Source organism: Thermogemmatispora tikiterensis, assembly GCF_003268475.1.
Taxonomy (GTDB): Bacteria; Chloroflexota; Ktedonobacteria; order Ktedonobacterales; family Ktedonobacteraceae; genus Thermogemmatispora; species Thermogemmatispora tikiterensis.
The window spans coordinates 2,169,733-2,193,877 of sequence record NZ_MCIF01000002.1 but is presented as its reverse complement, the minus strand read 5'-3'; the positions used below and the strand labels follow the sequence as shown (position 1 = coordinate 2,193,877).

The 24,145-nt window shown below is 60.2% G+C and carries 19 protein-coding genes and 1 tRNA gene; 11 read left to right on the top strand and 9 right to left on the bottom strand.

Annotation, left to right across the window (positions count from 1 at the left end):
* Positions 1–2: 2 nt before the first annotated feature.
* Together A4R35_RS08755 and ade are read right to left on the bottom strand one after the other, a co-directional pair.
* The gene (locus tag A4R35_RS08755; RefSeq protein ID WP_112428480.1) at positions 3–962 is read right to left on the bottom strand and encodes an FAD binding domain-containing protein; all 960 of its coding nucleotides are present in this window, start codon (positions 960–962) and stop codon (positions 3–5) included.
* Between the two features lie 98 nt (positions 963–1,060).
* Positions 1,061–2,797, bottom strand: coding sequence for an adenine deaminase (ade, locus tag A4R35_RS08750; RefSeq protein WP_112428478.1), 1,737 nt, complete (start codon positions 2,795–2,797; stop codon positions 1,061–1,063).
* A 481-nt stretch (positions 2,798–3,278) separates the two neighbouring features.
* Between ade and A4R35_RS08745 the strand changes: the two genes are divergently transcribed.
* Positions 3,279–4,262, top strand: a complete 984-nt coding sequence (locus tag A4R35_RS08745) for an ABC transporter ATP-binding protein (protein WP_112428476.1) — start codon at positions 3,279–3,281, stop codon at positions 4,260–4,262.
* Between the two features lie 2 nt (positions 4,263–4,264).
* Positions 4,265–5,206, top strand: coding sequence for an ABC transporter permease (locus A4R35_RS08740; RefSeq protein WP_112428474.1), 942 nt, complete (start codon positions 4,265–4,267; stop codon positions 5,204–5,206).
* A gap of 24 nt (positions 5,207–5,230) precedes the next feature.
* Here the strand turns inward: A4R35_RS08740 and A4R35_RS08735 are convergent, their stop codons facing one another.
* Together A4R35_RS08735 and A4R35_RS08730 are read right to left on the bottom strand one after the other, a co-directional pair.
* Positions 5,231–6,799, bottom strand: coding sequence for a helix-turn-helix domain-containing protein (locus A4R35_RS08735; RefSeq protein WP_112428471.1), 1,569 nt, complete (start codon positions 6,797–6,799; stop codon positions 5,231–5,233).
* A 292-nt stretch (positions 6,800–7,091) separates the two neighbouring features.
* Positions 7,092–8,618 (bottom strand): APC family permease, encoded by a 1,527-nt coding sequence (locus A4R35_RS08730; protein WP_189361562.1) that lies wholly within the window; start codon positions 8,616–8,618, stop codon positions 7,092–7,094.
* 787 nt (positions 8,619–9,405) lie between these two features.
* Here A4R35_RS08730 and guaB point away from each other — a divergent pair.
* Positions 9,406–10,965, top strand: a complete 1,560-nt coding sequence (gene guaB / locus A4R35_RS08725; RefSeq protein WP_112428467.1) for an IMP dehydrogenase — start codon at positions 9,406–9,408, stop codon at positions 10,963–10,965.
* A 150-nt stretch (positions 10,966–11,115) separates the two neighbouring features.
* On the opposite strand, the gene A4R35_RS08720 is transcribed toward guaB, so the two are convergent.
* A complete protein-coding gene (locus A4R35_RS08720) occupies positions 11,116–11,877 on the bottom strand; it encodes an N-acetylmuramoyl-L-alanine amidase (RefSeq protein WP_112428465.1) in 762 nt (253 codons plus the stop codon).
* Between the two features lie 466 nt (positions 11,878–12,343).
* Between A4R35_RS08720 and A4R35_RS08715 the strand changes: the two genes are divergently transcribed.
* From A4R35_RS08715 to A4R35_RS08700, 4 genes are all read left to right on the top strand, one after another.
* Complete coding sequence (locus tag A4R35_RS08715; RefSeq protein WP_112428463.1) at positions 12,344–12,709, top strand: roadblock/LC7 domain-containing protein; 366 nt, start codon at positions 12,344–12,346, stop codon at positions 12,707–12,709.
* A 179-nt stretch (positions 12,710–12,888) separates the two neighbouring features.
* Complete coding sequence (locus A4R35_RS08710) at positions 12,889–13,383, top strand: roadblock/LC7 domain-containing protein (RefSeq protein WP_052888162.1); 495 nt, start codon at positions 12,889–12,891, stop codon at positions 13,381–13,383.
* Positions 13,384–13,410: 27 nt separating this feature from the next.
* Positions 13,411–13,986, top strand: a complete 576-nt coding sequence (locus tag A4R35_RS08705) for a GTP-binding protein (protein WP_069801542.1) — start codon at positions 13,411–13,413, stop codon at positions 13,984–13,986.
* A gap of 250 nt (positions 13,987–14,236) precedes the next feature.
* Positions 14,237–15,235 (top strand): DUF429 domain-containing protein, encoded by a 999-nt coding sequence (locus A4R35_RS08700; RefSeq protein ID WP_112428461.1) that lies wholly within the window; start codon positions 14,237–14,239, stop codon positions 15,233–15,235.
* Here A4R35_RS08700 and A4R35_RS08695 read toward each other — a convergent pair.
* From A4R35_RS08695 to A4R35_RS08685, 3 genes are all read right to left on the bottom strand, one after another.
* Positions 15,152–16,090, bottom strand: coding sequence for a DMT family transporter (locus A4R35_RS08695; RefSeq protein WP_112428459.1), 939 nt, complete (start codon positions 16,088–16,090; stop codon positions 15,152–15,154). The two genes, A4R35_RS08700 and A4R35_RS08695, sit on opposite strands and share 84 nt — an antisense overlap.
* 332 nt (positions 16,091–16,422) lie before the next feature.
* Positions 16,423–16,884, bottom strand: a complete 462-nt coding sequence (locus A4R35_RS08690) for an HAD family hydrolase (protein ID WP_112428457.1) — start codon at positions 16,882–16,884, stop codon at positions 16,423–16,425.
* 405 nt (positions 16,885–17,289) lie between these two features.
* On the bottom strand, positions 17,290–17,757 hold the full coding sequence (locus A4R35_RS08685; protein ID WP_189361560.1) for a DUF402 domain-containing protein: 468 nt from the start codon (positions 17,755–17,757) through the stop codon (positions 17,290–17,292).
* Positions 17,758–18,088: 331 nt separating this feature from the next.
* Here A4R35_RS08685 and A4R35_RS08680 point away from each other — a divergent pair, with 331 nt between their 5' ends.
* The 4 genes from A4R35_RS08680 (at position 18,089) to A4R35_RS08665 (ending at position 22,751) form a co-directional block, all read left to right on the top strand.
* A complete protein-coding gene (locus A4R35_RS08680) occupies positions 18,089–19,357 on the top strand; it encodes an aminoacyl--tRNA ligase-related protein (RefSeq protein ID WP_112428453.1) in 1,269 nt (422 codons plus the stop codon).
* 153 nt (positions 19,358–19,510) lie between these two features.
* Positions 19,511–19,594: transfer RNA gene (locus A4R35_RS08675), tRNA-Ser, on the top strand.
* Positions 19,595–19,898: 304 nt separating this feature from the next.
* Positions 19,899–21,491, top strand: a complete 1,593-nt coding sequence (locus A4R35_RS08670) for a DUF4388 domain-containing protein (protein ID WP_189361558.1) — start codon at positions 19,899–19,901, stop codon at positions 21,489–21,491.
* Positions 21,492–21,665: 174 nt separating this feature from the next.
* Positions 21,666–22,751 (top strand): sigma-54 interaction domain-containing protein, encoded by a 1,086-nt coding sequence (locus A4R35_RS08665; protein ID WP_189361556.1) that lies wholly within the window; start codon positions 21,666–21,668, stop codon positions 22,749–22,751.
* An 86-nt stretch (positions 22,752–22,837) separates the two neighbouring features.
* Here A4R35_RS08665 and A4R35_RS08660 read toward each other — a convergent pair whose 3' ends face one another.
* The gene (locus A4R35_RS08660) at positions 22,838–24,058 is read right to left on the bottom strand and encodes a molybdopterin molybdotransferase MoeA (RefSeq protein WP_112428446.1); all 1,221 of its coding nucleotides are present in this window, start codon (positions 24,056–24,058) and stop codon (positions 22,838–22,840) included.
* Positions 24,059–24,145: the final 87 nt, after the last annotated feature.

Sequence of the window (24,145 nt, the reverse complement as noted above, 5' to 3'; positions counted from 1 at the left end):
GATTACGCTCTCCCTTCCGAGGACGTAATATCGCGCCAGCGGGCTATGTTCGCAGCTTCTTCGAGGGCGCGATAGGCCAGGTTAGCCCCGCAAACGCGCCGATAGCCCGGGCTGGCCCGAAAGTCGGCGGCTGGACGGAAGTCGGCCAGGCCGGCCTGGACAGCTGTGGCCAGCAGGCGCAGGTCCTGGACAGGTTGACCTTCCAGGCGCCGCTCAAGGGTGGGCAGGCGCTGTGGCTCCATATTGACCCCGCCGAGGGCCAGGCGCACATTGCGATAGCGACCATTTTCGACCTCCACCAGGGCAGCAGCAGTGAGCAAGGCGGTATCAACGGCGCTCCGCCCAACCCGTTCCAGGGCTGTACCCCAGCCGCGGCCTGGGGGAGCGATCTGCACTTCGATGATCAGTTCCTGGGGGCGACGTTCCAATAGGAGCCGGTGGTAGGGGACGCGCCGTTCCTGTTTCCCTTTGTAGGTGACGCCTGAAAGCGCGAGACCCGGGCGCTCTGGCGTGCCGCCGCGCAGATCGACCTGGGTTTTCTGGCCGGAGCGCAGGACAACCTCGGCGTCGACGACAGCCAGGGCTGTGAGCAGATCGGCCTGGGAGCTGGCTCCGAGTGCTAGCGTGCCCCCCAGTGTGGCTGCGTTGCGAATAAGAGGTGAAGGCGCGGAGTACTGAGCTGCCTGAGCCAGCAGACCACCAAGAAAACTCTTGAGCAGTGGCGCCTCCGCCATGCTCTGCAAGGTGGTCATGCTTCCAATACGAATCCCGCGCTGGTCTTCTGAAATATAGGCCAGGCCCAGGTCACGCAGATCAACTACGGCCTGGATGCTTTCGTCATTCTGGCCCAGCAGGTAGGTGCCCCCGGCCAGGGGTACCGTTTTGATGTCGGGACGCGAGAGCAGAATGAGGGCATCATCGACGTCCTCGACCCAGTGATATTCAAGTAGATTTGGCAGCATGCTAGAATCCTCGGACTTTCCTTGCCTCAAGGCCCGGCTGGGCAAGCCAGAAACCACTGGCTCGACTTGCCTGCGTGCTGATCTGATTGATGGGTTGGCTAACTTTGCAGTGGCACCCGTGCAAAGCGCTCAACGTCGATCAGTCCTTGATCGGTGAGCTTCAAGGCTGGAATAACTGAGAGCGAAAGGAAGCTGAGGGTCATGCAGGGATGCTCTAGGGTGCAGCCGAGAGTAGCGGCGGCCTCATCCAAGGCCCGCAGGCGGGCGACTAGCTCGGAGATAGGTGCGGCGGAGACCAGACCAGCCAGAGGAAGGGGAACGCTGGCCCGCAGCTCGCCGTCGACGACGAGGGCGAACCCCCCTCCCATCGCTGCCAGGGCCTGGGCGGCCTTGAGGATGTCATGATCACTGACGCCGGCAATGACCAGGTTGTGGGCGTCGTGGGCGACGCTAGAAGCAAGGGCGCCACGCTTCAGCCCCAGACCTTGTACAAGCCCCAGGCCGATGCGCCCGCTGGCATGGTGGCGCTCGATGACCACCAGCTTCAAGAGATCGCGCTCGGGGTCAGCCACGATCTCGCCGTCGTGCAAGGATGCCTCTAGTTGCAGGTGACGGGTGACAATCTGCCCTGGCTCGATGCCGATCACTGCCACTGGCCCGGGCCGACCCGTAATGCGCAGGTCCTCCTCGCGCAAGGCGGCGATGCGGATAGTATTGCTGAGGTCTTGTAGCTGACCGGCTTCTGGCTCAATCAACAAACGCCCTCCCTGGGCAACCAGCTGGCCGCTTTTATAGACCGATTCCACCTGGAACGTTCTCAGATCGTCAAGCACCACCAGGTCGGCCAGGGCCCCTGGAACAATGGCCCCGCGGTCGCTGAGACGGAAATATTGGGCTGTGTTGTAGCTCGCCAGGCGAATGGCCTCCACTGGGTCCAGACCCAGCTCGATCGCCCGCCGCACCATCGAATCGATATGTCCGCGCTCCAACAGATCCAGCGGATCGCGGTCATCGGTGACAAAGAAGGCGCGCGGTGGATGCAATTCCTGTATGAGCGGAAGCAGTGCCTCCAGATTGCGAGCCGCCGAGCCTTCGCGGATCATGAGCCACATGCCCAGGCGCAGACGCTCGCGTGCTTCGGCGACGGTGGTGCATTCGTGGTCGGACGAGATACCAGCGGAGGCATAGGCGCAGAGATCCCTCCCTTGCAGCCCTGGGGCATGGCCATCGACGACCAGACCGTGATTCAGGGTGGCAGCAATTTTAGCCAGTACCTCCTCGTCGCCGTTGAGAACACCTGGCATGTTCATCATCTCGGCCAGCCCAAGCACCCGCTCCTCACTGAGCAGGGGCAGCAGGTCGCTGGCCAGCAAGGGGCGATAAGGTGTCTCGTACTGCGAGGCGGGAACGCAAGAAGAGAGCAGCACGAAGGCATCCAGTGGTAGACCACGCGCTGTCTCTAGCACGAAACGGATGCCGGCGACACCGGAGACATTGGCGAACTCATGCGGATCAAGCATCACTGCCGTGACGCCGCGAGGGACGACTAAGCGGGCAAACTCTGAAAGGACCAGCATCGTGCTCTCAATGTGCATGTGCCCATCCATGAGTCCCGGGGCGAGCCAGCGCCCCTCAAGGTCGCGCTCTTGCTGGCCGCAATAGTCACCTCTCGGTTCACTGATGCCGGCAATCCGCCCGCCGGCAATGGCAATGTCGGCGGGATAGCATTCGCCGCTGCAGACATTGACGAGTCTGGCGTTGCGCAGGACCAGATCGGCAGGCTCCTCTCCTCGGGCCACACGAATGCGCTGCCGGAGTCCTTCCACCGTGTACATTCAAGAACCTCCTGGCCGGAAAATAGGCTGCTTGAGGCTGTTTACGTGCCTCAGCTGTTGGGGATCTGTTGACACCTCTGGAGAGCGGGCGTGCTCTATGTCGTCTTTGCCGCTTGTCTGCTTGATTGATCGCTGATCCATCCGCCACCGGCTGGGCATCCCTGCTGTCACGCCTGCTATTGCCGCACATGGTAGCAGAAATATGGCCTCTCGTCGAGGGGGAGAGGCCCCTCTTTCAGAGGGGGAGAGGCCCCCTTTGGATGAGCCTCCTTGCTGAGAGCGCTGTCATCTGGCACTGGTGGGGGCCAGTTGAAACGCCGCCTGTAACGCGGAGCCAGGCTCAGCTGAATGTTTTCCTGAGTGGCGAAAAGGGTGCACGGGAGGAGTAGCTGATTATCTTTTCTTCTCCTTTGTCTGGCATCCCTGCCCTTCACTGATTATGGACAACTTACTACTCATTAGAAGCAAGGAATAGGGCAAGATGTCGTGGAATGTACAGACTGCCGTGGCGCCCCGGGCCGGCTACACCGCGCCTGCTGATGGCCTGGCGTTACGTACGCGTGGCCTCACCAAGCGCTATGGCCAGCGCCTGGCGGTAGCTGATCTTAATCTGGAAGTCAGACGTGGCGAAATTTTTGGCTTTCTGGGACCGAATGGGGCTGGCAAGACGACTACTATCCGTATGCTTCTGGGCTTGATTACACCCACGGCTGGCAGCATCGAGATCTTGGGGCAGGACCTGCGGCGGCAGCCGAAGCTGGTGCTGCCGCGTGTTGGCGCCTTGATTGAGACGCCGGCGCTCTATCTCTACCTGTCAGCCCGGGATAACCTGCGGGTAGTAGCCAGATCGCTGGGAGGCATCTCCGAGCGCCGCATTGATGAAATCCTGGAGCTGGTTGGCCTGAGCAGTCGCCAGAAGGATCGTGTCAAGACCTACTCGCTTGGCATGAAGCAGCGCCTGGGCCTGGCTCTGGCCCTCTTACATGATCCCGAGCTGCTGATCCTCGATGAGCCGGCCAATGGCCTCGATCCCGCCGGTATTGTTGAGATGCGCGATCTCCTGCATCAGCTCGTTGCTCAGGGCAAAACGATCTTCGTCTCCAGTCATCTGCTCAGTGAAGTCCAGCAAATCTGTACGCGTGTGGCGATCATCAGACTGGGACGGCTGGTGACGGAGGCCAGCGTGGAAGAGCTGACCCGCGGACGTGGCGAGTTTGTCGTGCGTGTGGAGCACCCCCAGGAGGCGCTGCGGCTTGTGCGTGCCCAGTCGTGGGGAACGACGGCCCGTCTCACGGAGAGAGGTGAGCTGATAACGCCTGCCCCCGACGGACGCGGGCGCGAGCTGAATCGCTACCTGGTCGAAGCTGGCCTGATCCCCGACTCACTGGCTCCTGTCACTCTGGATCTGGAGCAGGTCTTCCTGCAACTAACTGGTGACGATGTTGCTATGGGAGGAAAGGTTTAACGATGATGAAAGAAACCATGCTCTCTGCTGGTGAGCGCAGCGGTCGCGAGCAAAGCGAGGTCACTGTGAGGATGCTGCAGCCGCACTTCTGGGGACTGGTGCGTGCCGAACTGCTCAAGCTCTCACGCCAATGGACCAGCTGGATTCTACTGGTGCTGGTGCTTTGTTTTGTCGCTGGCGTCTACTTCATTGAGTTGACGCTCGGTTCTAGTTCTCTCAGAGATGAGCTTCAGCGTGATCCGCTGCGCTATCTTGAGATGCAGCTGCGCGGCCTGGATATATTGCGCGTCTTTGCCGGCGTCTTCCTCATCGTTGTGGCGGCTCGCTGCATTGGTCTGGAGTGTCAGCTTGGCACCGTTCGCATTCTCCTGGCGCGTGGGGTTGGGCGCCTCCAGCTCCTTGGGGCGAAGCTTCTGGCCCTATTGCTGGTTGGTGTTCTCACGCTTGCGCTGGGAATCGTGGAGGTGGCCATCTGCTCTTGCCTTCTCACGCTTCTCCAGGCGGGCAACCTCAACGCTCTCTCAGCGGCCAATGCCACTTTCTGGAACGATGCTGGTCTCTACACGCTGGCTGTCGCCAGTAGTATGGGGATCTCGATTCTGATGGCTGTGGCGCTGGCGGTGGTCGGGCGCTCGCAAACCTTCGGTCTGAGCGCTGCCCTGGGCTACTTCCCAGCGGATAACTTTCTGGTCTACCTGCTCTACCTGGGCTTCAGGCTCACTAACAACCAGTTCTGGCAGGATGTTTCTGCTTACCTGCTTGGTCCCAACCTTAACGTCATGGGCTTCGTCGTCACCAATGGACAACTTCCCTCAACGGGAGTGCAGCCTTTGAACATGCACCTGGTCGACGTACGCCACATCTGGCTGCTCCTCCTCGTCTATGCCCTGGTGTTTCTGACCATCTCACTGGTGCTGACGCGAAACCGCGATGTCAAGGAATAGGTGGCCTGGCCTCCTGCCCTGCCGTTAGCGTTCGCCAAGCAGCCATCCGAGACGCGCCACGCCAGGCGTACCGCCATAGGGGCTTGTCTTGAGACGCTGGTAGAGAAGGCTGAGGTGAGCCAAGGCTCGCCGGGCGTTAAGCGCCCGTGCTTCGCCGGCGGCCTGGATTGCCAGCGAGGTCGCAACTTCGTAGTCCTTCAGCATCAGGTGGGCCAGGGCCCGATAGATCACAATGAAGAGTCGGCGCGTCGTGAAGAGCGGCTGTGTATGCTGACTGGCCTGGTCTAGCTCGCCAAGGGCCTGGCGTGCCTGACCCAGAGCCAGCAGCGTTCTGGCACGGTTGAGATGATAGTAGCCGACATCGGCAGCCAGAAGGTAGGGATCGTCATCCTCACTGGCTTGGCTTAGCAACTGGCCTGCCTGGTCGAGCAGTACCAGCGCTTGCTTGCGCTCTGGCTCATCTCTGGCCAGGTGGGCCAGAATGTGCGCAGCCTCCTCCAGTACAAAGCGCTGAACGGAAGAACAAGTCTCGGCTAAGCGTTCGAGGGCCTCTCCTGCATGGTGGCGAGCCGCCTCCGCTTCTCCCAGCTCGAAATGAGCAATCGCCTGCCCGATCAGAGCATTGGCCAGCAGATCGCGGTAGATGCTCTCCCCCGGCGTCTTGCTCTGGCCGCTGGCCTGCTCCCAACTGCGGGCGATGGACAGGCAGTGCTGGACGAATGGCAGGGCGCTCGCTACACCATAGAGGTCAGCCAGCCCGTCGGCCACCAGTTGGGCATAGTTAAATTCTAAACGTAAGATATTATCTAACAGCTCATTTTGGATAAGAGGTAATAGCCGCTTCAGATAGGTGAGACGGCGCCAGGCTCGTGTCAGTAGCTCCGGCTGGCGACTGGCCCGAAATTCGGCGTAGAGTTCTGCTTGCTGGCGCTGGTAGGTGACCAGCAGAGGCTCCTCGCTATTCTCGCTGAGGAGGAGAGAGGTAGGTGAGGGAGGAAGGGGGAAACGAGGGACTGAAGGGCGTCGCGCATCTAGCCCCAGCAAATGGGGAGGGATGCCCAGGATCACGGAGAGCATGCGCCGGCGCCGTGAGGAATCCAGATAGTCGCTGCGGTTCTCCATGCGACGGATTGCCAGCTCTGACAGGCCGAGAGCCTCCGCCAGGTCAGCCTGGGTCCAGGAGCGCTCGCCACTCTGTTGCCGTCTGACTTGCTGCAGACGGTAATACTTGATGACCGCTCCTGGCAGCGGATAGCCGTCATCCCCGGCGGGAAAGGCCGGGTAGCCCTCCTGTACCCACCAGGGCGGCGAGCCGATGAGTCGCGGATGCTGGGGATCAAGCCCCAGCAGCTCCGGTGGAATGGCCAGCAGCTCAACCAGTTGGCGCCGCCGCTTGAGCGAATCAAGTCCCTGTTGCTGCTTCTCTAGATAGTAGATCATGCGCGCGTGAACGCCCAGCCGACGTGCCAGTTCAGCTTGAGACCACCCCTTTTGTCGGCGGTAATGTGCTACAACCTGTCCGGAATGTGGATAGTGACCGTGTTCGTCTTCGGGATCGAAGGCTCCATAGCTCCGCCACCACTCAGCTGCCATGCTATTACTACCCGTCCTTTCTACTTCTACTGCTGAAAACCTCTATGCTCCCGGAGGCGTCTCTTCCTGATACACAAGAAGTAGACCGATAATTTGAATATTTCGATCTCAGTGTATCATTGTAACTTTTCAGCCATAATTTTGCAAGCTGCCAGCATTCGGCTTGTATACTTCCTTGAGATTTTCCACTGAGCCTGCGCTGGGGAAACGGCAAAAGGTGTCCTTGAGCGACCTGAGCTGAAAGCCAGCACCTCAGTGGAGCGGTGGATGCCCTCTCTCCTGCGCGTGAGTCTTATCCTGCATCTGGATCACCTTCCCCTTGCAGCCACTGAAACAGGCGAGGACCAAGACGGCTAGCCCGGGCCGTTGCTGGCAGCGCTGCCAGAGTAGCTGCACTCATACACAGAATAAGCAGGCTACCGACCAGGAGTGTCCAGTTAGAGTTGGGGAGCATGGGGGTCCAGGAGTGGGTCAGAATATCCAGCATGGCCAGGGTGCTGCCCGTTGCGCCCACCATTGTACCTGAGCGCAGCAGCCAGGAAGCCGTAGCTCTTCCTCCCAGGGCCAGGGATGGCTGCTGATAGGAGAGCAGCGTCATCATATAGAAACAGAAGAAAGCGACGAACAGGCGCAGCAGCGTCATGGTTGCCAGCGGCAGGGCCATAGCTACTGAGGAAAAAGCCGCCTCTGATGGCACCAGGGGCAGTGCTACTAACAAAACAGCGGCTAGAACACCGGTGAGTAGTGTTTGTGTCACGAAAGCGCGCCACGGAATTCGTTCCCGGTTAAGCAAGGCCAATCCAGTTGGTAAAAGGCCGTCGAGGCTGGCCACAAACAGCAGGCGTGCGCCGGCGGAAGTATGGACGAGGGCCGCGCAGAGGTAGAATGCCAGCAAGCCGACCAGGGCCATATTGCCAGCAGCGTGGCCCAGGGCCATCTCAAGCACAAGGCCCGGCTCGCCGCCGGGTGTGACCAGAGCGGCGAGCGCGACGAGCAGATAGCTGCTGCAGACCAGTAGGGCGCTCCCAAGCAATGGGCGGCCTGGAGCGAGGCCGGGGCGCAGCTCGCCAGCCATGCTCAAAGGGGCGCTATAGCCGAGATAGAGCAAAGCGACCAGACTGTCAGACGGGCGTGAGGACCCAGCGACGGGCCAGCCTGGGCGCCAGGAGGGTGGGAGCCGCCACGCTCGCTGCTGCAGCAGTACCAGGCTGCAGATTCCGCTGAGGATCACAATGGCCAGTGTCAGTGTGCTGAACGTGTTCACGATACGCTGCACCGTACGCTGCCGTTGCCGGCCCAGCAGTAGCAACAGCGCCAGCACGATCATGATCACCAGTCCTCGCTGCCACGGTTCTGCCAGCCAGCCTGCTTTCAGGCTCTGCAGCGTCGTCACCAAACTCGCCAGCGCGCTGACGGTGGCCAGCAGACCGGGCAGCCAGTCGCTGATGCCCACAACCGTGCCCCAGTACGGTCCGAGTAAGCGTGCGGTCCAGGCATAGAGTGCTCCCTCGGAGGGAGCCAGTGCCATCAACTGCGAAGTAGCCAGCGTCATAGGGAGCAAGAGGCTTACCGTGCCCAAGACGACGGCCAGCAAGGCCGACGATCCTTCCCTGGTCAGCTGCAGCAGCGGGCCAGGGGTGAACAAGGCTGTGAAGTATAGCAGACAGAGATCAAGCGATCCGATAGGCCGTGGCAAGGCCCGTCTCGTGTAGTAATGGGAGAGCGCTGGCGGGCAGATCGCCCGGGAAACGCGGCCCGGCGGACCACCGGTCCCGGTTTGCATAGTGGCATCCCTGCCGTTTGGTTGCTGCCCTATCATAACCTTTTCCTCCTTCCTCTTCTCCTTCCACCCTGCGCCTCCGTGTGCTGACAGATGAGGAGATAGGAACAGGCGAGCGGTCATGGCGAGCGAGAGGCCCGCATCATGGCCAGACTCGCATTTTACACAAGAAACACCTTTATTCATATTGTACCGGAGGAGGTATAAGTAGCAGAAATAAGTGGGAGCTGCTCCTCTCTGCCGTGCCTTGACAGAGGGGGAAAAGATATGTTCTTATAGAAGGAACAAACAGCTGAGAGCGTCGAGCTGACGCCCCACTTAGGTTGTCAGGGAAGAGACTGGCTGATTGGCTGACCAGCTGATCGAGGAATGACTGACTGAGGAGGGAGCCAGTCTAACGGAGCAACCGAGGCGGCGGGCGGTCAGCGAGAGAACGAGTGTCAGTCAAAGAGTCATTGTAGCTCAAGAAGGACAGGCGTCCTGCCTGCCGTGCTGCTCGAAGGAAGCCAGCGTAATAGCAGGAGCAGGAGACCAGAGAAAAGCGCCCTCTGAAAGAGACGTGAGCATTCCCACGCAAGCCAGAGGGAGAAGAGCCAGCGACCTCCCGGCGGCGAGAGCGCAATCCTGCAGCAGTCGCGCCGGACAGGCCAGGCGAAGAGAGAGCAAGCCCGGCAGGGAGGCGTCCCGTACGTATCCGGTGCTCGTCTACCCCGTGCAAGAGGAACGAGTGGCCCGGCACAACAACCGATGGAACTCCACAGTGTGGAGGACGCGGGACCACGTGCCGGGCGTTTGCGTATGTTGAAGGAGGAAAGGAAGGAGAGCTATGGCCGAGGCTCATACAGCAGAAACCATCGGCGACCTGCAAGCGCACCCTGCCATTGCACCAGTCGAGTTTGAGCTAGATGGGCGAGAGAAATTTGTCGGTGAAGGGTTGACCTTCGACGACGTCCTGATCATTCCGGCGGCCTCGCGGGTTCTGCCCCGCGACGTCTCGACCAAGGCCCGTCTCACGCGCACCATCAGCGTCAACATCCCCATCGTCAGCGCCGCTATGGACACGGTCACCGAAGCGCGCATGGCCATTGCCCTCGCGCGTGAAGGCGGTATCGGCGTCATCCACCGCAACCTCTCGATTGAGGACCAGGCGCGCGAAGTTGATAAAGTCAAGCGCTCCGAGTCCGGCATGATCACCGACCCTGTCACCCTTGGGCCAGAGGCCTCGCTGCGCGAAGCGTTGCAGGCTATGGAGCACTTCCACATCTCTGGCATCCCAGTGGTCGAGAACGGCAGACTGGTTGGCATCCTCACCAATCGCGACATCCGCTTTGAGACCAACCTTGACCGGCCCGTCTCAGAGCTAATGACACGCGAGAACCTGATCACCGTGCCAGTAGGCACCACTCTGGAACAAGCCCGCGACATCCTCCATCGCCACAAGATTGAGAAACTCCCCGTCGTCGACGAGCATGGCATGCTGCGCGGCCTCATTACCATCAAAGACATCCAGAAGAAAATTCTCTATCCCAACGCGGCCAAGGACGAGTACGGGCGCCTGCGGGTTGCCGCCGCTGTCGGCGTTGGACCCGACACCGACGCGCGGGCCGCGGCCCTGGTCGAAGAGGGGGCTGACGTTCTGGTCGTCGATACCTCGCATGGTCATTCCCAGATGGTACTGGACACCGTGGCCCGTCTCAAGCATCTCTTCGGCGACCGTGTCCAGATTATGGCTGGCAACGTTGTCACCGGCGAAGCCACAGAAGCCCTGATTCAGGCGGGGGCCGATGCCGTCAAGGTAGGTATTGGAGCGGGCTCTATCTGCACCACGCGTGTCATCGCTGGCGTTGGCATGCCGCAGGTCACCGCTATCTATGAGTGTGCGCGGGTGGCCCGCCGCTATGGCGTCCCGATCGTTGGCGACGGCGGCATCCAATACTCGGGCGATATTGCCAAAGCCATCGCCGCTGGCGCCGACACCGTCATGCTGGGCAGCCTCCTGGCCGGTGTCGATGAAAGCCCTGGTGAGCTGATCATCTCCCACGGCGAGCGCTTCAAAGACTACCGCGGCATGGGTTCGATCGCGGCTATGAAGCAGCGCAGCTATAGCAAGGATCGCTACTTCCAGGGCGATATCGGTGATGAGTCGCAGCTGATCGCCGAAGGGATTGAGGCCCGCGTCCCCTACAAAGGCATGCTGGGGCCGCTTGTGCATCAGCTGGTCGGCGGATTACGTCAGGCTATGGGCTATGCGGGCTGCGCCACTATTGAAGAGATGCAGACGCGTACGCGCTTTGTGCGCATTACCAGCGCCGGCCTGCGTGAGAGCCATCCGCACGATGTGATGATCACCAAAGAGGCGCCCAACTACGGAACCAAGTTCCGCTAGGATCAGTGGGCCTATCGTAGTGGATTGCAGTGGCTTGTCGCAGCCCTGGCCGGCAACCACTGCAACTCACTCGTCGCTCCTCCCAGCCCTGTCAGCAGCGCCAGGCGCGGAGACAAGACCTCAGCAAGGTGCGCGATCTGCTCTGCTGCACTAGCGTTTTGGAGGCCGGCTGCCTGGTGGCTTTTCCTGGCCCTGGAGCCGGGCGAGCTCCAGCTCGGCGTTGATCAGCCGGCGCTGGAAGTCTGCCGCTACCTCGCGCAGCTCTTCCAGCTGCTGCCGCAGTGCTACGCAGACAGAGTCTCTATCGGCAACCGTACTGGTGTGATCAGGAGGCTGGGAGAGCATCTGAGGCGTGGGCCTGATCCCGCCAGCGGCCTGAGACTGGCCATTGCGAGCCAGGTAGGCAAAAAGTTCGTCCCAGGGGTAAGGCCCGGGACAGTAGCTACGTCCTTGTGGATCGAGCGAGAAATGACCGGTAATGCCCCCTTGGGCATCGGCTCGCCGTCGCGGAATGCCATGCCGCTCACACAGATGATCAATCAATAAAAAGCTGGCCTGCTTTTGGGCCTCGGTCAGCTCGTCTCCATTATCGCGCCTCAGCTTATGATGCTCGATCGAAAGCGTCACATAGTTGGGATTGCTGATTGTTCTCCACCAGCGGTCATGCCCCCGGCTCACTGCGCCGTTGCCCCAGGCGGCATCGGCCTCGCGTACAAGCTGGAAGATGCGCCCATCGCGTGCAATGAGATAATGCGTGCTCGCCTCCGTCTCGGGACGCTGAAAAAAGGCTACCACCTCTTCGGCAGTGGCGAAACCGGCGGTCCCATGCACAATGATCCAGCGTGGTCGCTCCCCTCGCCGACCAGCGAAGTAATGAGGCGAAGGGCGCCACAGCGCCCCTGGTTCGTCCATAATTCCTCCTGAATTGGTTGAGTACTCACTTACCTGATATAGAGTGTACTGACTGTCGATGGGAAAGATAACTGCTCACCACCCTTCCTGGCCCGGCCTGCCGATCCTGCTCCTGGCCAGGTCTGACCCGAGACCGGGATAGCCGGTGTATTGCTCATCCATCTACATATAACCATTAGCCAAGAAGTCTCACCTGGTTGCGCTCTCAAGCCGTATCGTATACAATACCAGCAGTCCCCGTATGGCAGAGCATAGGCGGGAACAGGCTGAATAATTGGCACCGGTGTTCCCTTCATCCACCTGCCGCGAGGTGCAACCCGTTCAGATATTCTTGTGGCTTCTTTTGCTCGCTAGCTCGCTAGCTGATGGGCGAGAGAGGGCAATTCTATTCTATACGATCGATCGACCGACCGACTTACCAACCGACCCGTTGCGGTGGTGCGTTCCGTGAGAGACGGAGGAGAGCATGGTTGACCTGAAGCAGGCACTAGGCCGCTTCCTAACCATCCCAGGCGTGAGGATGGCCATCCTTGTCGGACGCGATGGCCTGCTTATCGAGGGGGTCCCCCGCGATAGCAAGGAGGACCTCGAAGCTGTGGGGGCCATTATGACTAGCGGCCTGAGCGCCGCGGAGGCTCTGGGACGGGAGGTCGCTCGCGGCGGGCTTGTTGGCGCTCTTGTCGAGTTCGAGCATGGCCTGGTGAGCGCTGACCCCCTGGGCGACTTCGCGCTGATCGTGACGGTGTTCGACTCCGCTTCAGCGCTGGGGCGGGTACGCCATCTGGTCAAAAGTAGCCGCGATGAGATCCTCGAAGCGCTCGATATCGCTTGATCAGGCGCCGGCGCTCACTCGCTCGCTCACTGGCTTGCTCGTTCGTTTCTCTTTCTATTGTTCGTTCTTTCGTTCTTGCTTCGGTTTGTTCATGACGCCCGCTGCTCGCTGGCGCTCATGAAGCTGTGCCTGTGCTGTGCACGCTAAGCTTGTTGTACCGGACCGGAGGCGGCGCGTACATGGAGCAATTATCAAATCTGGTTATTTCGGATCATGAACTTGAGGCTATCCGGGCGACACTGAGCAAGTTGTTGCACGATACCAGCGCGTCCACTGTGATGTTGCTCGATAAGAGCGGCCAGGTGATCTCTAACTTCGGCAATGGGGTGCGCCGCAATGTGACTTCCCTGGGCGCCTTGCTGGCCGGCGCGTTCTCTTCCTCTCGCCAGGTGGCCGAACTCCTCGGCGAGAAGGATTTCCGTACGATCTTCCAGCAGGGCATGCACGAGAATATCTATACTACCCTGGTCGAAGAACAGTGGCTGCTGGTGATCGTCTTCGATAAACTGACCCATATCGGCCTGGTGAAGGTCTTGTCTAAAAAAGCCACCGATGAGCTGGTGCGCGTGCTCGCGCGCGTCAAAGCCGATACGTCTCGCCGAAAGACGTCGGTCATTAATGTGGAATTCCGTTCCTCTGTCGAGGATACAATCGATTTGCTTTTCCGCGATTAGGGCCTGCTTCCGAGGTAACTGGTTTCTATGGCTCTTATCAATATCGCTACTCACGAGATCCATTGCAAAATTGTCTACTACGGCATTGGATATTGTGGGAAGACTACCAATCTGCAGTACGTGTATAAGAGCATTAACCCCGCTATCCGCGGCGAGATGCTCTCTATCGCGACTGAGACTGAGCGCACGCTCTTTTTCGATTTCCTCCCCCTCGACCTCGGTACTGTGCATGGTTTCCGCACTCGCTTCCATTTGTATACGGTGCCCGGGCAGATTCTCTACGAGCGTACTCGCCTGGCTGTCCTCAATGGTGCCGATGGGATCGTCTTTGTCGTCGATTCTCAGGCGGAAAAATTTGAGGAGAACGTCCAGAGCATCGCCGAGCTGGAGATGTATATGCGTCGCCTCGGCAAGGATCTTGGCCATTTCCCCTTTGTGATGCAGTGGAATAAGCGTGATCTCCCTTCGGCTTTGCCTGTCCACGTGCTCGACCGCTACCTGAATCGTCGACGGGTGCCAGCTTTCGAGGCGGTGGCTTCCAGTGGCATCGGGGTCTTCGCGACCCTGCGTGCTATTAGTAAGAGTGTGATCGCGCAGCTCTAGCCTCGCTTGAGTAGGCGGTTGTCTGCTCTTTCTTGCTTGATCTGACTCCGGCCAGGCGCGGTTGAGGCCGTGGCGGGATCGGGCGCGTAACTTCATCTTCTGGTGGCCTTGTGATGTTATAGGGGCGATGGAAGATGCTGCGGTGGGGTGGATGGAATAGGATGAGGTGAGTGGCTCCAGGCAACGAGCGGAGCGGTCTGCTCGATGGCTGCTTTCTGTGGTCCTTCCTGTCTGATCGGGCCTGTCCAAGATGCGCATTTATGGCTGTGACTTCACCAGTGCTCCCTGCCATCGTAAGCCGATAGTGGTGGCTGTTGGCCAGCTAGAGGGCAGGCGTCTGACCATCCTGAGCCTGGAAGACTGCTCCGACTGGGCTGCCTTCGAAACCTATCTGCGTCTCCCTGGCCCCTGGCTGGCGGCCCTGGATCTCCCCTTTGGTCTACCCGCAGCGGTCGTGAAGGCGCTCGGCTGGCCGGCATCCTGGGCAGACTACGTGTCGCTCGTAGCCCGGCTGGAATTACCCTCCTTTCTGGCGCTTCTCCAGCGCTATAGCGCCGGCCAACCGCCAGGTCAGAAGCTGCCACGCCGGCCTACCGACGTTCTGGCTCAGGCGCGCAGTCCCCTGATGCGTCAACGCGTGCCTCTGGCCCGGATGTTCTGGCAGGGGGCGCCGCGTCTGCTGACCAGCGGCGCCTGCATTCTGCCCTGCCACCCGACGGAGGCTGAGCGTGTTATCCTGGAGGGCTATCCTGCTCTGGTAGCACGACGTTGGCTGGGGCGCCAGCCCTACAAAGGAGAGGGCCGAGAGCAGAACACCGCCGCCCATCGCCAGGCACGGCTCCGCCTGCTGATGTCTCTAACGTCTCCTGAATTGACTCAGAGCTATGATCTGACGCTCGTTCTCCCAGCAGCCTGCCAATCTGCCTGCCTGGATGATGCGCGTGGCGACCGTCTTGATGCCCTGCTCTGCGCCATCCAGGCTGCCTGGGCAGCGCAAGCCAGCGGGGACGTGAGCGCTCTCGCTCCCCAACAGCTGCGAGATCGTCTGTGGGCGCTTCTGCCTGTCGGCTGCAATCCCGATGAGGGCTGGATCTTCGACCCGGCACTTGTCGCCAGTGCTCACGCCAGTGGATCACTTCTCTCGCAGTCGAGCGACCGTCCCGCTTCACAGCAGCACACTGATAATCCCGGCCAGGGTCACAATGACGCCGATGATCGCTGTCAAGGACGGGATCTCATGCAGCCATAGGATGCCGAGCAAAATGCCTCCAGTCACCTCCTGGGTGGCGATCAGATTGGCATAAGTGGCATGCAGCGTCCGTAGCGAGGCATTGTAAAGCGTATGCCCCAAGCCGAGGGGCAGGACTCCCAAAGCAATCACAGCCCCCAGGGCTGGCAGCGGATAACTATGGCCAAAGGCGAAGTAGAGCATTACCGGCAGCAGCCAAAGCGCTGCCAGACCGTAGACATAGAAGGTATAGCGGAAAAGCGGATGCCGATCCCGTTCGCCACGCCCAGCGATCGAATAGATCCCGTAGCAGATAGCCGAGAGCAGAGCCAGGCTATCTCCCAGGAGCATGCAATGTCCTTCTTGTGGCTGGCAAGCGGTATAGTGCGGCTCAAAACCGGCCATGAAGGCCACCCCGATTACTGCCACCGCGATGCCGATGTACTTGCGCATTGGCAGGGCCTCGCGCAGTACCAGGGCGGAGAAGAGCGTCACGAAAATTGGCGAGGTGTAGACGATGGCCAGAGAATGAGCGATCGTCGTAAAGCTCAGCGAGGCGATGTAAAAAATAAAGTGCAGAGCTGTCACCAGCCCATAGAGCAGGAAGCGCGGCAAATCTCGGGGACTCAGCAGCAGTGACTGGCGCGTCACCAACCCCAATAGCAACACGAGCAGGGCGGCAATCGCCAGGCGCCAGAAAGCGATTTCGACAGAAGTAAAAGGGGTGGCAAGGCGAATAAAGACGGGGCTTGTTGAAAAAAAGAAAACCGCCAGACAGGCATAGAACAGACCCTGCCAGGAGCGGCCTTCTGTACCGAGGCCAGTGGGAACAGGGGCATCGGCCTCGATCTCGTGGGGGGAACGGGACTGCATCATGCTCCTCCTCGCGTTGTCCACACCCGCTCAGTCAGACGGCGTGGAGAGGCGCAGTGTCTTCCACGGAGCTGAACGAGTGGGTGAGTGGGGACAAACAATCTAGCCAGCTGCAGGCAGCCCAGACCGCTTACAGTCTGTTGACGGTTTGTTTACTGTCTGTTTGTCTAGCTGCCTGTCTGCTGCCAGGCACGCCGGCCTTGCTTCTAGACTGGACTGAGCGAGGCCTGGCAGCGGCTGGAACGGCTCGACCTTCTGCCAGCGCTCGCTCATGCGCTGCCGGTACTCTGAACATGCCAGAGCTGCTGACTCGACTTCAACCGTGCCCTGAGAAGCTAGGGACGGAGGGTAGCAATCAGACGCTTTGGATAGAAGAGGAGGTCGATCCCATCGATGGGGTTGCGCACCAGCACATCGGCGGCTTGCAAAGCCTCACGCGCCACTCCTTCGGGTCCCAGGACTGCCACGCCGATGGCTGCCCGGCGCAGCATTCCGGCATCGTTGACACCATTACCGAAGGCGATCACATTGGCTGGACCTAGCTCCTCAACATAACGTGTCTTCTCCTCGCCCGTATCGATCACATGCAGCGGCAGGCCCAGGCTGCGCTCCAGGGCAGCGACCTGGCCGTGTGTCGCCGCTGTCAGCAGGTGGATAGAGAGAAAGCTGGCCAGACGCTTCAAACGGCTCACGGCCTCGGGCCAGGGCTTTCCATCGAAGGCCAAAGTACCGTTGATATCAAAGACAGCATGCTTCAGTTCAATAGTCTCTCTTTGCGGAATCTCGATCCTGATCATTTCTATCAACTGATAAGCATCATGCGCTCAGAGAATGATGAGCTGACCACGGCCAGCTTTGTCCCCGCAGCTAGCGAAGTAACAATGCCAGCCATAAGGTAGAACTGGCACGGCAGCCAAATGAACCAGGCTGAACAGGCGGGAGAGAGGTAGTCAGCCTGGTATCCGCCTGGGTGTCTGCCGAGGCCACCGACGCCGGCTGCTCTGCCAGGCCGCCTGATGGATGCAGCTGGCGACATCAGCCGGACAAGCCTGCTCGGGCGTCCCTCTCTACCTGCAAGGCAGACCAGACATGAAGCATAAGAATAAGAAATTGCCGAGCAGAAGGACTGGCGAGCCCTTCTTGCCCAGGCAGGCAGAGTGAAGGACAGACGCGTTCACAGCTCACAGCTGTCCCGTCCCGGCTTATGGTCCTATCTCAGCAAATGGCCCCTCACGGCGGGCGACCATCTCTAGCAGTGCCTGTAAGCCCTCACGAGCACCGTGACGCTGGGTCGCACTCAAATTCGTAGCTGCCTGGAACTCATCTTCATCCAGCACCTGCACCCTCCCCTGACGGTCAACCCAGACGTCGAGAAAAAGATCGACCTGCTCGATACGATTGTCCTGGATCACCGCTGGCTCAGCAATGTTGCAATACCAACCCTTGCGCTGGCCATCCTTCCCTGCAATGGCAAAGATGTTGAACCAGCGATCAGTATAATAATACTCCGTAAAACAGTCGCCCGTTTCGAAGCGCGCATAGCCAAGATCGCGATCGGGCCACGTCCAGAAGGCGCGGATGATGCAAGTGCGCGAGGTAGCAGCGAGCACTTCACCCTGATAGGAGAAGAGCGCCTCACCCTGCGGATTTTTCTTAATAACGGTGATCATCGTATGCGCTCCTCGCGGCAATCCCACACGGGTCGGGCCACGGCCTGCATGACTCATCCGCCCAGGGAGAAGGGTAGCAGCAAGAGCCAGCCTTGTCAAGTGGCGAGAGCCAGAGGAGAAAGCCGCCGGAACGCAATAGAGAGCACTCAAGTGGCAGAAGATCCTCTTCCCCTAAGAAAGGTGAGCATGCTGATCAGATTGAGGAGCGGCGACCGGAGAAGCAAGGCGCTGGCGTTCTGGTCCGGCCCCGTCCCCCTGGTCAAGAAGCGCGCATTAAGCCAGCACCTGGACTCTCTTGCTCTACTCGCTTGCTATGCTATACTAACAGCGTATGCTGAGTCTTGATTTACTGCGCCAGCATCCCGATCTAGTACGGAAAGGACTCCAGAAACGCCAGGTCTCTGTTGCTCTAGAGGAGATTGTGCGCCTGGCCGAGCAGCGCGATGGCCTTACCAGGCGCTGCGAGGGACTCTATGGATCGCTTAAGAATCTGCGAGAGCAATGCCGGGCAACTCCAGTCAGCCAGCGCGCCCGGCTTGAACAGCAAATCACAAGCATCGGGGAGGAAATTCGAGAGCTGGAATTGCAGATCGCTGATCTGGAGACACGTCTACGCCTGTCACTTTTACCATTGCCCAATTTGCCCCACTCTGATGTCCCCACCGGCTTCTTGCGTTCGGCCAATCGCGAGCTACGCCGCTGGGGCGTTCCCATGAGCTTCTATTTTCCCCCGCGCTCATATCGCGAGCTGGGTAGTGAGCTGGGCATACTCGATAGCGTCGCCGGCAGCCGCCTGAGTGGCAGTCAGTTTATGGTCGTGAGCGGCCCGGGAGCCAGGTTGCTACGGGCGCTGGTGACCTTTGCCCTCGACTTCTTCACGCATGAGTGGGACTACAGAGAGGTTCAGCTGCCCCTTCTGATGAAATACGGTGCCCTGCTGGCCGCCGGACAGTTTCCTCCCCTGGAGACCCAGAGCTATAGCTGTCAGGCCGATGAACTCTATCTGAACCCCGGAGGCGCGACATCTCTGGTGAATCTGTACAGCGATATGCTGCTTACTGCCGAGACTATGCCCGTGCGCTTGGTCACCTGGACCCCCGTCTTTCACCGCGATGGTGGCTCGGCCTCGCTTCCTCCAAGTGCGGCTCGCCTGCCCTGGCACCAGCTCAGTGAGGTGCAACTGCTATTGTTGGTTGCTCCGAACGAATCATACACAGTCTTGCAAACACTGTTGTTTCAAATTGAAACACTGTTGCAGCGTCTGGAGCTGGCCTATCGGGTCGTCATGCTCTGTAGCGGCCAGTTGCCCTTCGCTGCAGCGATGACCCTGACGATCGAAGCCTGGCTACCAGCCCAACGCCGCTTTCTCCCCCTGGCCTCCGTGAGCAACCATGAGAGCTTTCTGACGCGCCGCTCCAACATCCGCTACCGAAGCCCCGCTGGTCAAATCGACTATCCCCACAGTCTGGGCGCCTGCGCCCTGAGCATTGAGCAGACGTTGGCCACCATTCTGGAGGTCTACCAGCAGGCGGATGGAAGTGTGGTGGTGCCCAAGGTGCTCCGCCCCATGATGGGCCTCTCCTTGCTCACTTCACACTGAACGCGATTCTAACAAATGTTTGTTCTCGCCATGACAAAGTGTCCACGATGTTGTCGATCCTTGTTGTGCAATGCATAAGACAATGACCCAAATGGTATGCTCGCAACGGCCCTAATCTTCCAAATTGAAACCGGTTGTGGTAAACTATCTAGCGGAGGGGTGGCAGAGCGGTCGAATGCAGCCGTCTTGAAAACGGCCGGGCGATGAGCCCCGGGGGTTCGAATCCCCCCCCCTCCGTCCTGCGCTGATCGATAGCGGCTGGCCTGTGTCCATAGCCCGGGGGTGCTGTGGGGACAGTGCGATTTTGTGTTTATGCGGCTGTGCCCGTGGATGGATAGGGTCATACTCACGCTGTCAAACAAGGTCGTTTGATGCCAACGCTGCTCAACGTTGTTGAATTTGACTCGGGTCGTATTCTGTTTGTAGATATTGCTGATGTCTCTCACGCATGCCGTGCTTGCTAGAGGCGAGAATTATACTTAGATATACACGCATGCACGCACACGCGCGGCAGGGGCATTGCGACAGGCGGTGAATTGCTGTGTCTACGGTGAGTTTTGCGACGACGTTAGATCGGGTCAATCTGGCTGATCTCTTGCGGCGCCTGGAGGCCCATGAGAAGAGCGGGATGCTGGTTGTAAAGCAAGGTGCTCTCTGGGTGGAGCTCTATTTTAGCCAGGGGCGCTTGCTCTGTATCGGCCCAGTGCGTGCTCAGCTGACGCTGGGCGACCGCTTGGTACAGGCTGGAGTGATCTCCCAGGCTGCTCTCTCCAACGCGATGACTGTCCTGCGGGAACGCGGTGAGGAGCCTGGCGAGACTCGCATCGCTCTGATCCTGATGGAGCTGGGCTATGCAACGCGCGAGCAATTGCGCGCCTGGGCCGCGCGCGAAGCCTCTCGCGTACTTGAGGTCCTCCTCTCGTGGCGCTCAGGCGAGGTGTATTTCGAAGAGGGGCGCACACCTCCTCCGTCTCGCTTGCTGGTCTCTCTCTCCCCCTCCACTCTCTTGCCCGCTCCGTCCGCTCACTCTGCTCCTGCGCCGTCGTCGCAGCTTATCCAAAACCAGGGGTCGTTTTCCGGCTCCGACCCGGTGTCCGCGCCTGCTGCTGCTTACCCTGGTTCGCTGCCTCCCTCTCAGGTGCCCTATGAGCAGCCGTTGTTGTCGCAACCTCTCTCTCCTTCATCGCAGCCTCAGCCGCCTCAACTAGCCGCCCAGGGGTCGGGACAGATCTCCCAGCAGCTTGCCCCGACTTCTCAACCGCGTGTAACTCAGGCTCTGCCTGAGACGGGCGCTGCCCCTCAGCGCCAGGAGCGTGCTCGCATCGATCTCAGTTCGCTCTTTGACCCCGATGCCCTGGCCCGCCTCTCGGCGGTTGCTTCTGATGCTCCCTCTTCCACCGCAACGGCCAATGCCGCAGAAGCGGCCTCTGCCCAACGACAGCCTTCTGTTGCCCAGCAGGCTGCCCCAACCTCCGCGGCGTCAGCTAACCTGCCAGCTCCTCGCCCCATTATGACGCCCTATACGCCGCGGCGCGTTGATGTCTCTTTTATCCATCCCGAGGCCAGGCTGATCCCGCCTGATCTACAGGCCCTGCGCTCTGGCAGCGTGGAGATTCCTCTGACCCCCGATGAGTGGCGTGTCTTTGGCTGTATTACTGGAGAGACAACGCCGCTGCAGATCGCTCAGCGTCTGGGGATGCCGCTAGAGCAGGTCTATGTTGTGATCGGAGAGTTGATGGCGCTGGGCCTGATCCAGCATCCTTACAGTATGCAGCCGCAGTATCCTGTCCAGGAGTTTTCTCCGGCTGCTCTGCCTCCAATGGCTGATCCTTCTGCGTCGCAGTCGCAAATGTCAAGCTCGCCGCCCTGGGTACCAGCCCAGGCGCAGGCGTGGCCAGCTCCGCCTCAGACTCCCCAGATCACGGGCGCGTTTGCTCCCACTGCCGCCGCGGTCCCTCAGTCGCCAATCTATGTGGAGACCGAATCGCAGTGGGGCAACGGCGGCAATGGGGCCCGCTTCATCGTGGGTCGTGGTTGGGGGGTCCAGCCAACACGACCGCTCTCGCCCGGTAGTCCCGCCCAGCCTCCGTATCCGGCCTCGGTGCCTGTTGGAGGCTCCCAACCCGGCAGATAGTCAGGCTGCATGCAGGTGAGCATAGTGGCCGCTGGCAGAGGGGCCTCACCGGTAGGGAGGCCGCTCCTGTTCGCCTGGTCATGGTAATTCCGTAGGCCGCTGGCTCCCTCCCGGGCAAGCCGAAATGGCGGCCTCCTTGTGAGCTGAACTGGAATGGAAGGAAGGGTGGGGACGATGTCGCAGGGTTCAGGACCGCGTTATAGCTCTCAGCCCGCTGCAAGCTCGCCTGAAGCGCATGAGGATGAGGCGCTCCTGATCGAGTTGGAGCGTTGTGGCCTGGTCATTGGACGTAGCCAGCCAATGCGTCAGATCGCGACGCTCATTCGCCAGGTGGCAGCTTTCCCAACCACGACAGTCCTGCTACAGGGGGAGAGCGGTACTGGTAAGGAAGTCATCGCTTACGCTATCCATGCCCTCAGCGGCGGTTCCGCTCGCCAGTTTGTGGCCATTAATTGTGCGGCCATTCCCGAAACCTTGTTAGAGACAGAACTGTTCGGCGTGGAAGCTGGCGCCTACACCGATGCTCGGGTGACGCGCGACGGCTATCTGGCGCGGGCCGATGGCGGCACGCTCTTTCTTGATGAGATCGCTTCGATGCCCCTCGTGCTCCAATCCAAGCTCTTACGCTTCTTGGAAACGCGCTCCTTCCGCCGCGTTGGTGGTACCACTGAGATTCAGGTCCGCCTGCGCGTGATCTCTGCCTCGAACGTCGATCTGGCAACGGCTGTGGCCCGGAAGGAATTCCGCGAGGATCTCTTCTATCGCCTAAAGGTCTTCACCATTCATATTCCCCCTCTGCGCGAACATCCTGAAGATATCGCCCCGCTGGTTGAGTACTTTTTACGTCAGCAGCTGGGGGAAGAAGGCCGTCCGCGCCGTCTCAGTCCCGAGGCTCTGGCCCTCTTGGAACGCTACAGCTGGCCCGGTAATGTGCGCGAGCTACGCAGCGTCGTCCAGCATGGCCAGATTATGTGTGAAGGCGATGAGATCCGCGTTGAGCACCTCCCTGCCTATTTGCAGTCTGCCTGTAGTAGTGCCCTACAGCGCTTGCTGGAACTCAAAGAGCAGCTCCATCTCCCCCCCGAAGGGATTAATTTAGAGGAGTTTCTCGCTGAGATCGAGCAGCGTTTTGTCTGTGAGGCCCTGGAACGCTGTAACTATAACCAGGTGCGGGCGGCAGCCCTGCTGGGCCTCTCGCGCGACCAGTTGCGCTATCGCCTGACACGGGTTGGCACTGGGAGAGGACGGCAGCACCGTTAGAGCACCGACGTCCCACGGAGAGGCCCATGCTCCTCCGACCGCATAGCGCTCTCTCGATGGCGGCTGCTGTCAGCTCAGCTATTCCTCTATTCCTCCGGCCAATCGAGCATGATGGCTTGCGCCGTCTCTCCCGGCTTGAGAATCTTGCCCCCTTCTGGAACGATCACCAGGGCGTTGGCGTTGAGCAGCGAGGTGGTAATATGTGATCCCTGATGACCGGTGGTGCGTGCTACAAAGCGGCCCTGCTCCCGACGTACCTGCGCACGTACGTAATGACGACGCGGCGTGCGCTCGCTGACGCCGTCCTCGACCGTGACCTCTACCAGGGGACGGTACAGGCGGCGGTGCCCCAGCAGCTTACGGATCAGCGGGCGCCCGAATAGCTCGAAGGTCACCGCGGCTGAGACAGGATTGCCTGGTAGCCCTAGCAGGGGGACCTGTCCAATGCGCCCGAAGGCCAGCGGCTTGCCAGGTCGCATATTGATTTGCCAAAAGTCGATGACCCCCTGCTCATTCATGATGCGCTTGACCAGGTCGAACTCGCCAACAGAGACGCCGCCAGAGGTAATGATGAGATCGTGTTGCATGGCCTGACTGAAGACCTGGCGCAGGCTCTCCTCGGTATCGCGTGCCACTCCCAGGCGCTGAGGCTCGGCCCCGGCGCGGCGCACTGCTGCCTCCAGCAGATAACCGTTGCTGTTGCGAATCTTGCCCGGTTGCAATGGCTCCCCCACGTCGATAATCTCGTCTCCCGTGCTGACAATCGCGACCCGCGGGCGACGAATCACCTTCACGCGGGCCTGTCCCACAGTGGCCAGGACACCGATCTCCCACGGGCCGATCTCACTTCCCTGGCTCAGCACACGCTGTCCGCGGCGGATGTCTTCACCAGCGGCGCGAATATTATTCCCCGGTGCTACCTCCTGGAGGATTTCGACCCAGCTGCTATCGGTGGGATCGCTGCGCGTCAGCTCGATCTGGATCACAGCATCGGCCCCGCGCGGTAACGGAGCACCAGTCATGATGCGCATGGCGGTGCCTGGCTCGATAGCCTGCTCTGTCACATAGCCCGCGGCGATCGTCCCGATGACGCGCAGACGGGCCGGACGCCCATGCTCCATACGCGTGTCTACGCTGCGCAGGGCGTAGCCGTCCATTGCCGAATTGGCGAAGGGCGGAAGATCTTCCTTGGCGACAACGTCCTCAGCGAGGACCAGTCCCGCGGCTTCCGCCAGAGCAATGGTGATAGCTGGCAGCGGTTGAATCGTGGCCAGCATACGTTCCTGCGCTTCCTCTACACTGATCATAGGCCCTCTTCCTTTGCTCTGTCTTGGCCCACGCCTGCCAGGATGGAAGAATATGGCAGGGCGAGCGGAAGGAACAACAAGGCCAGC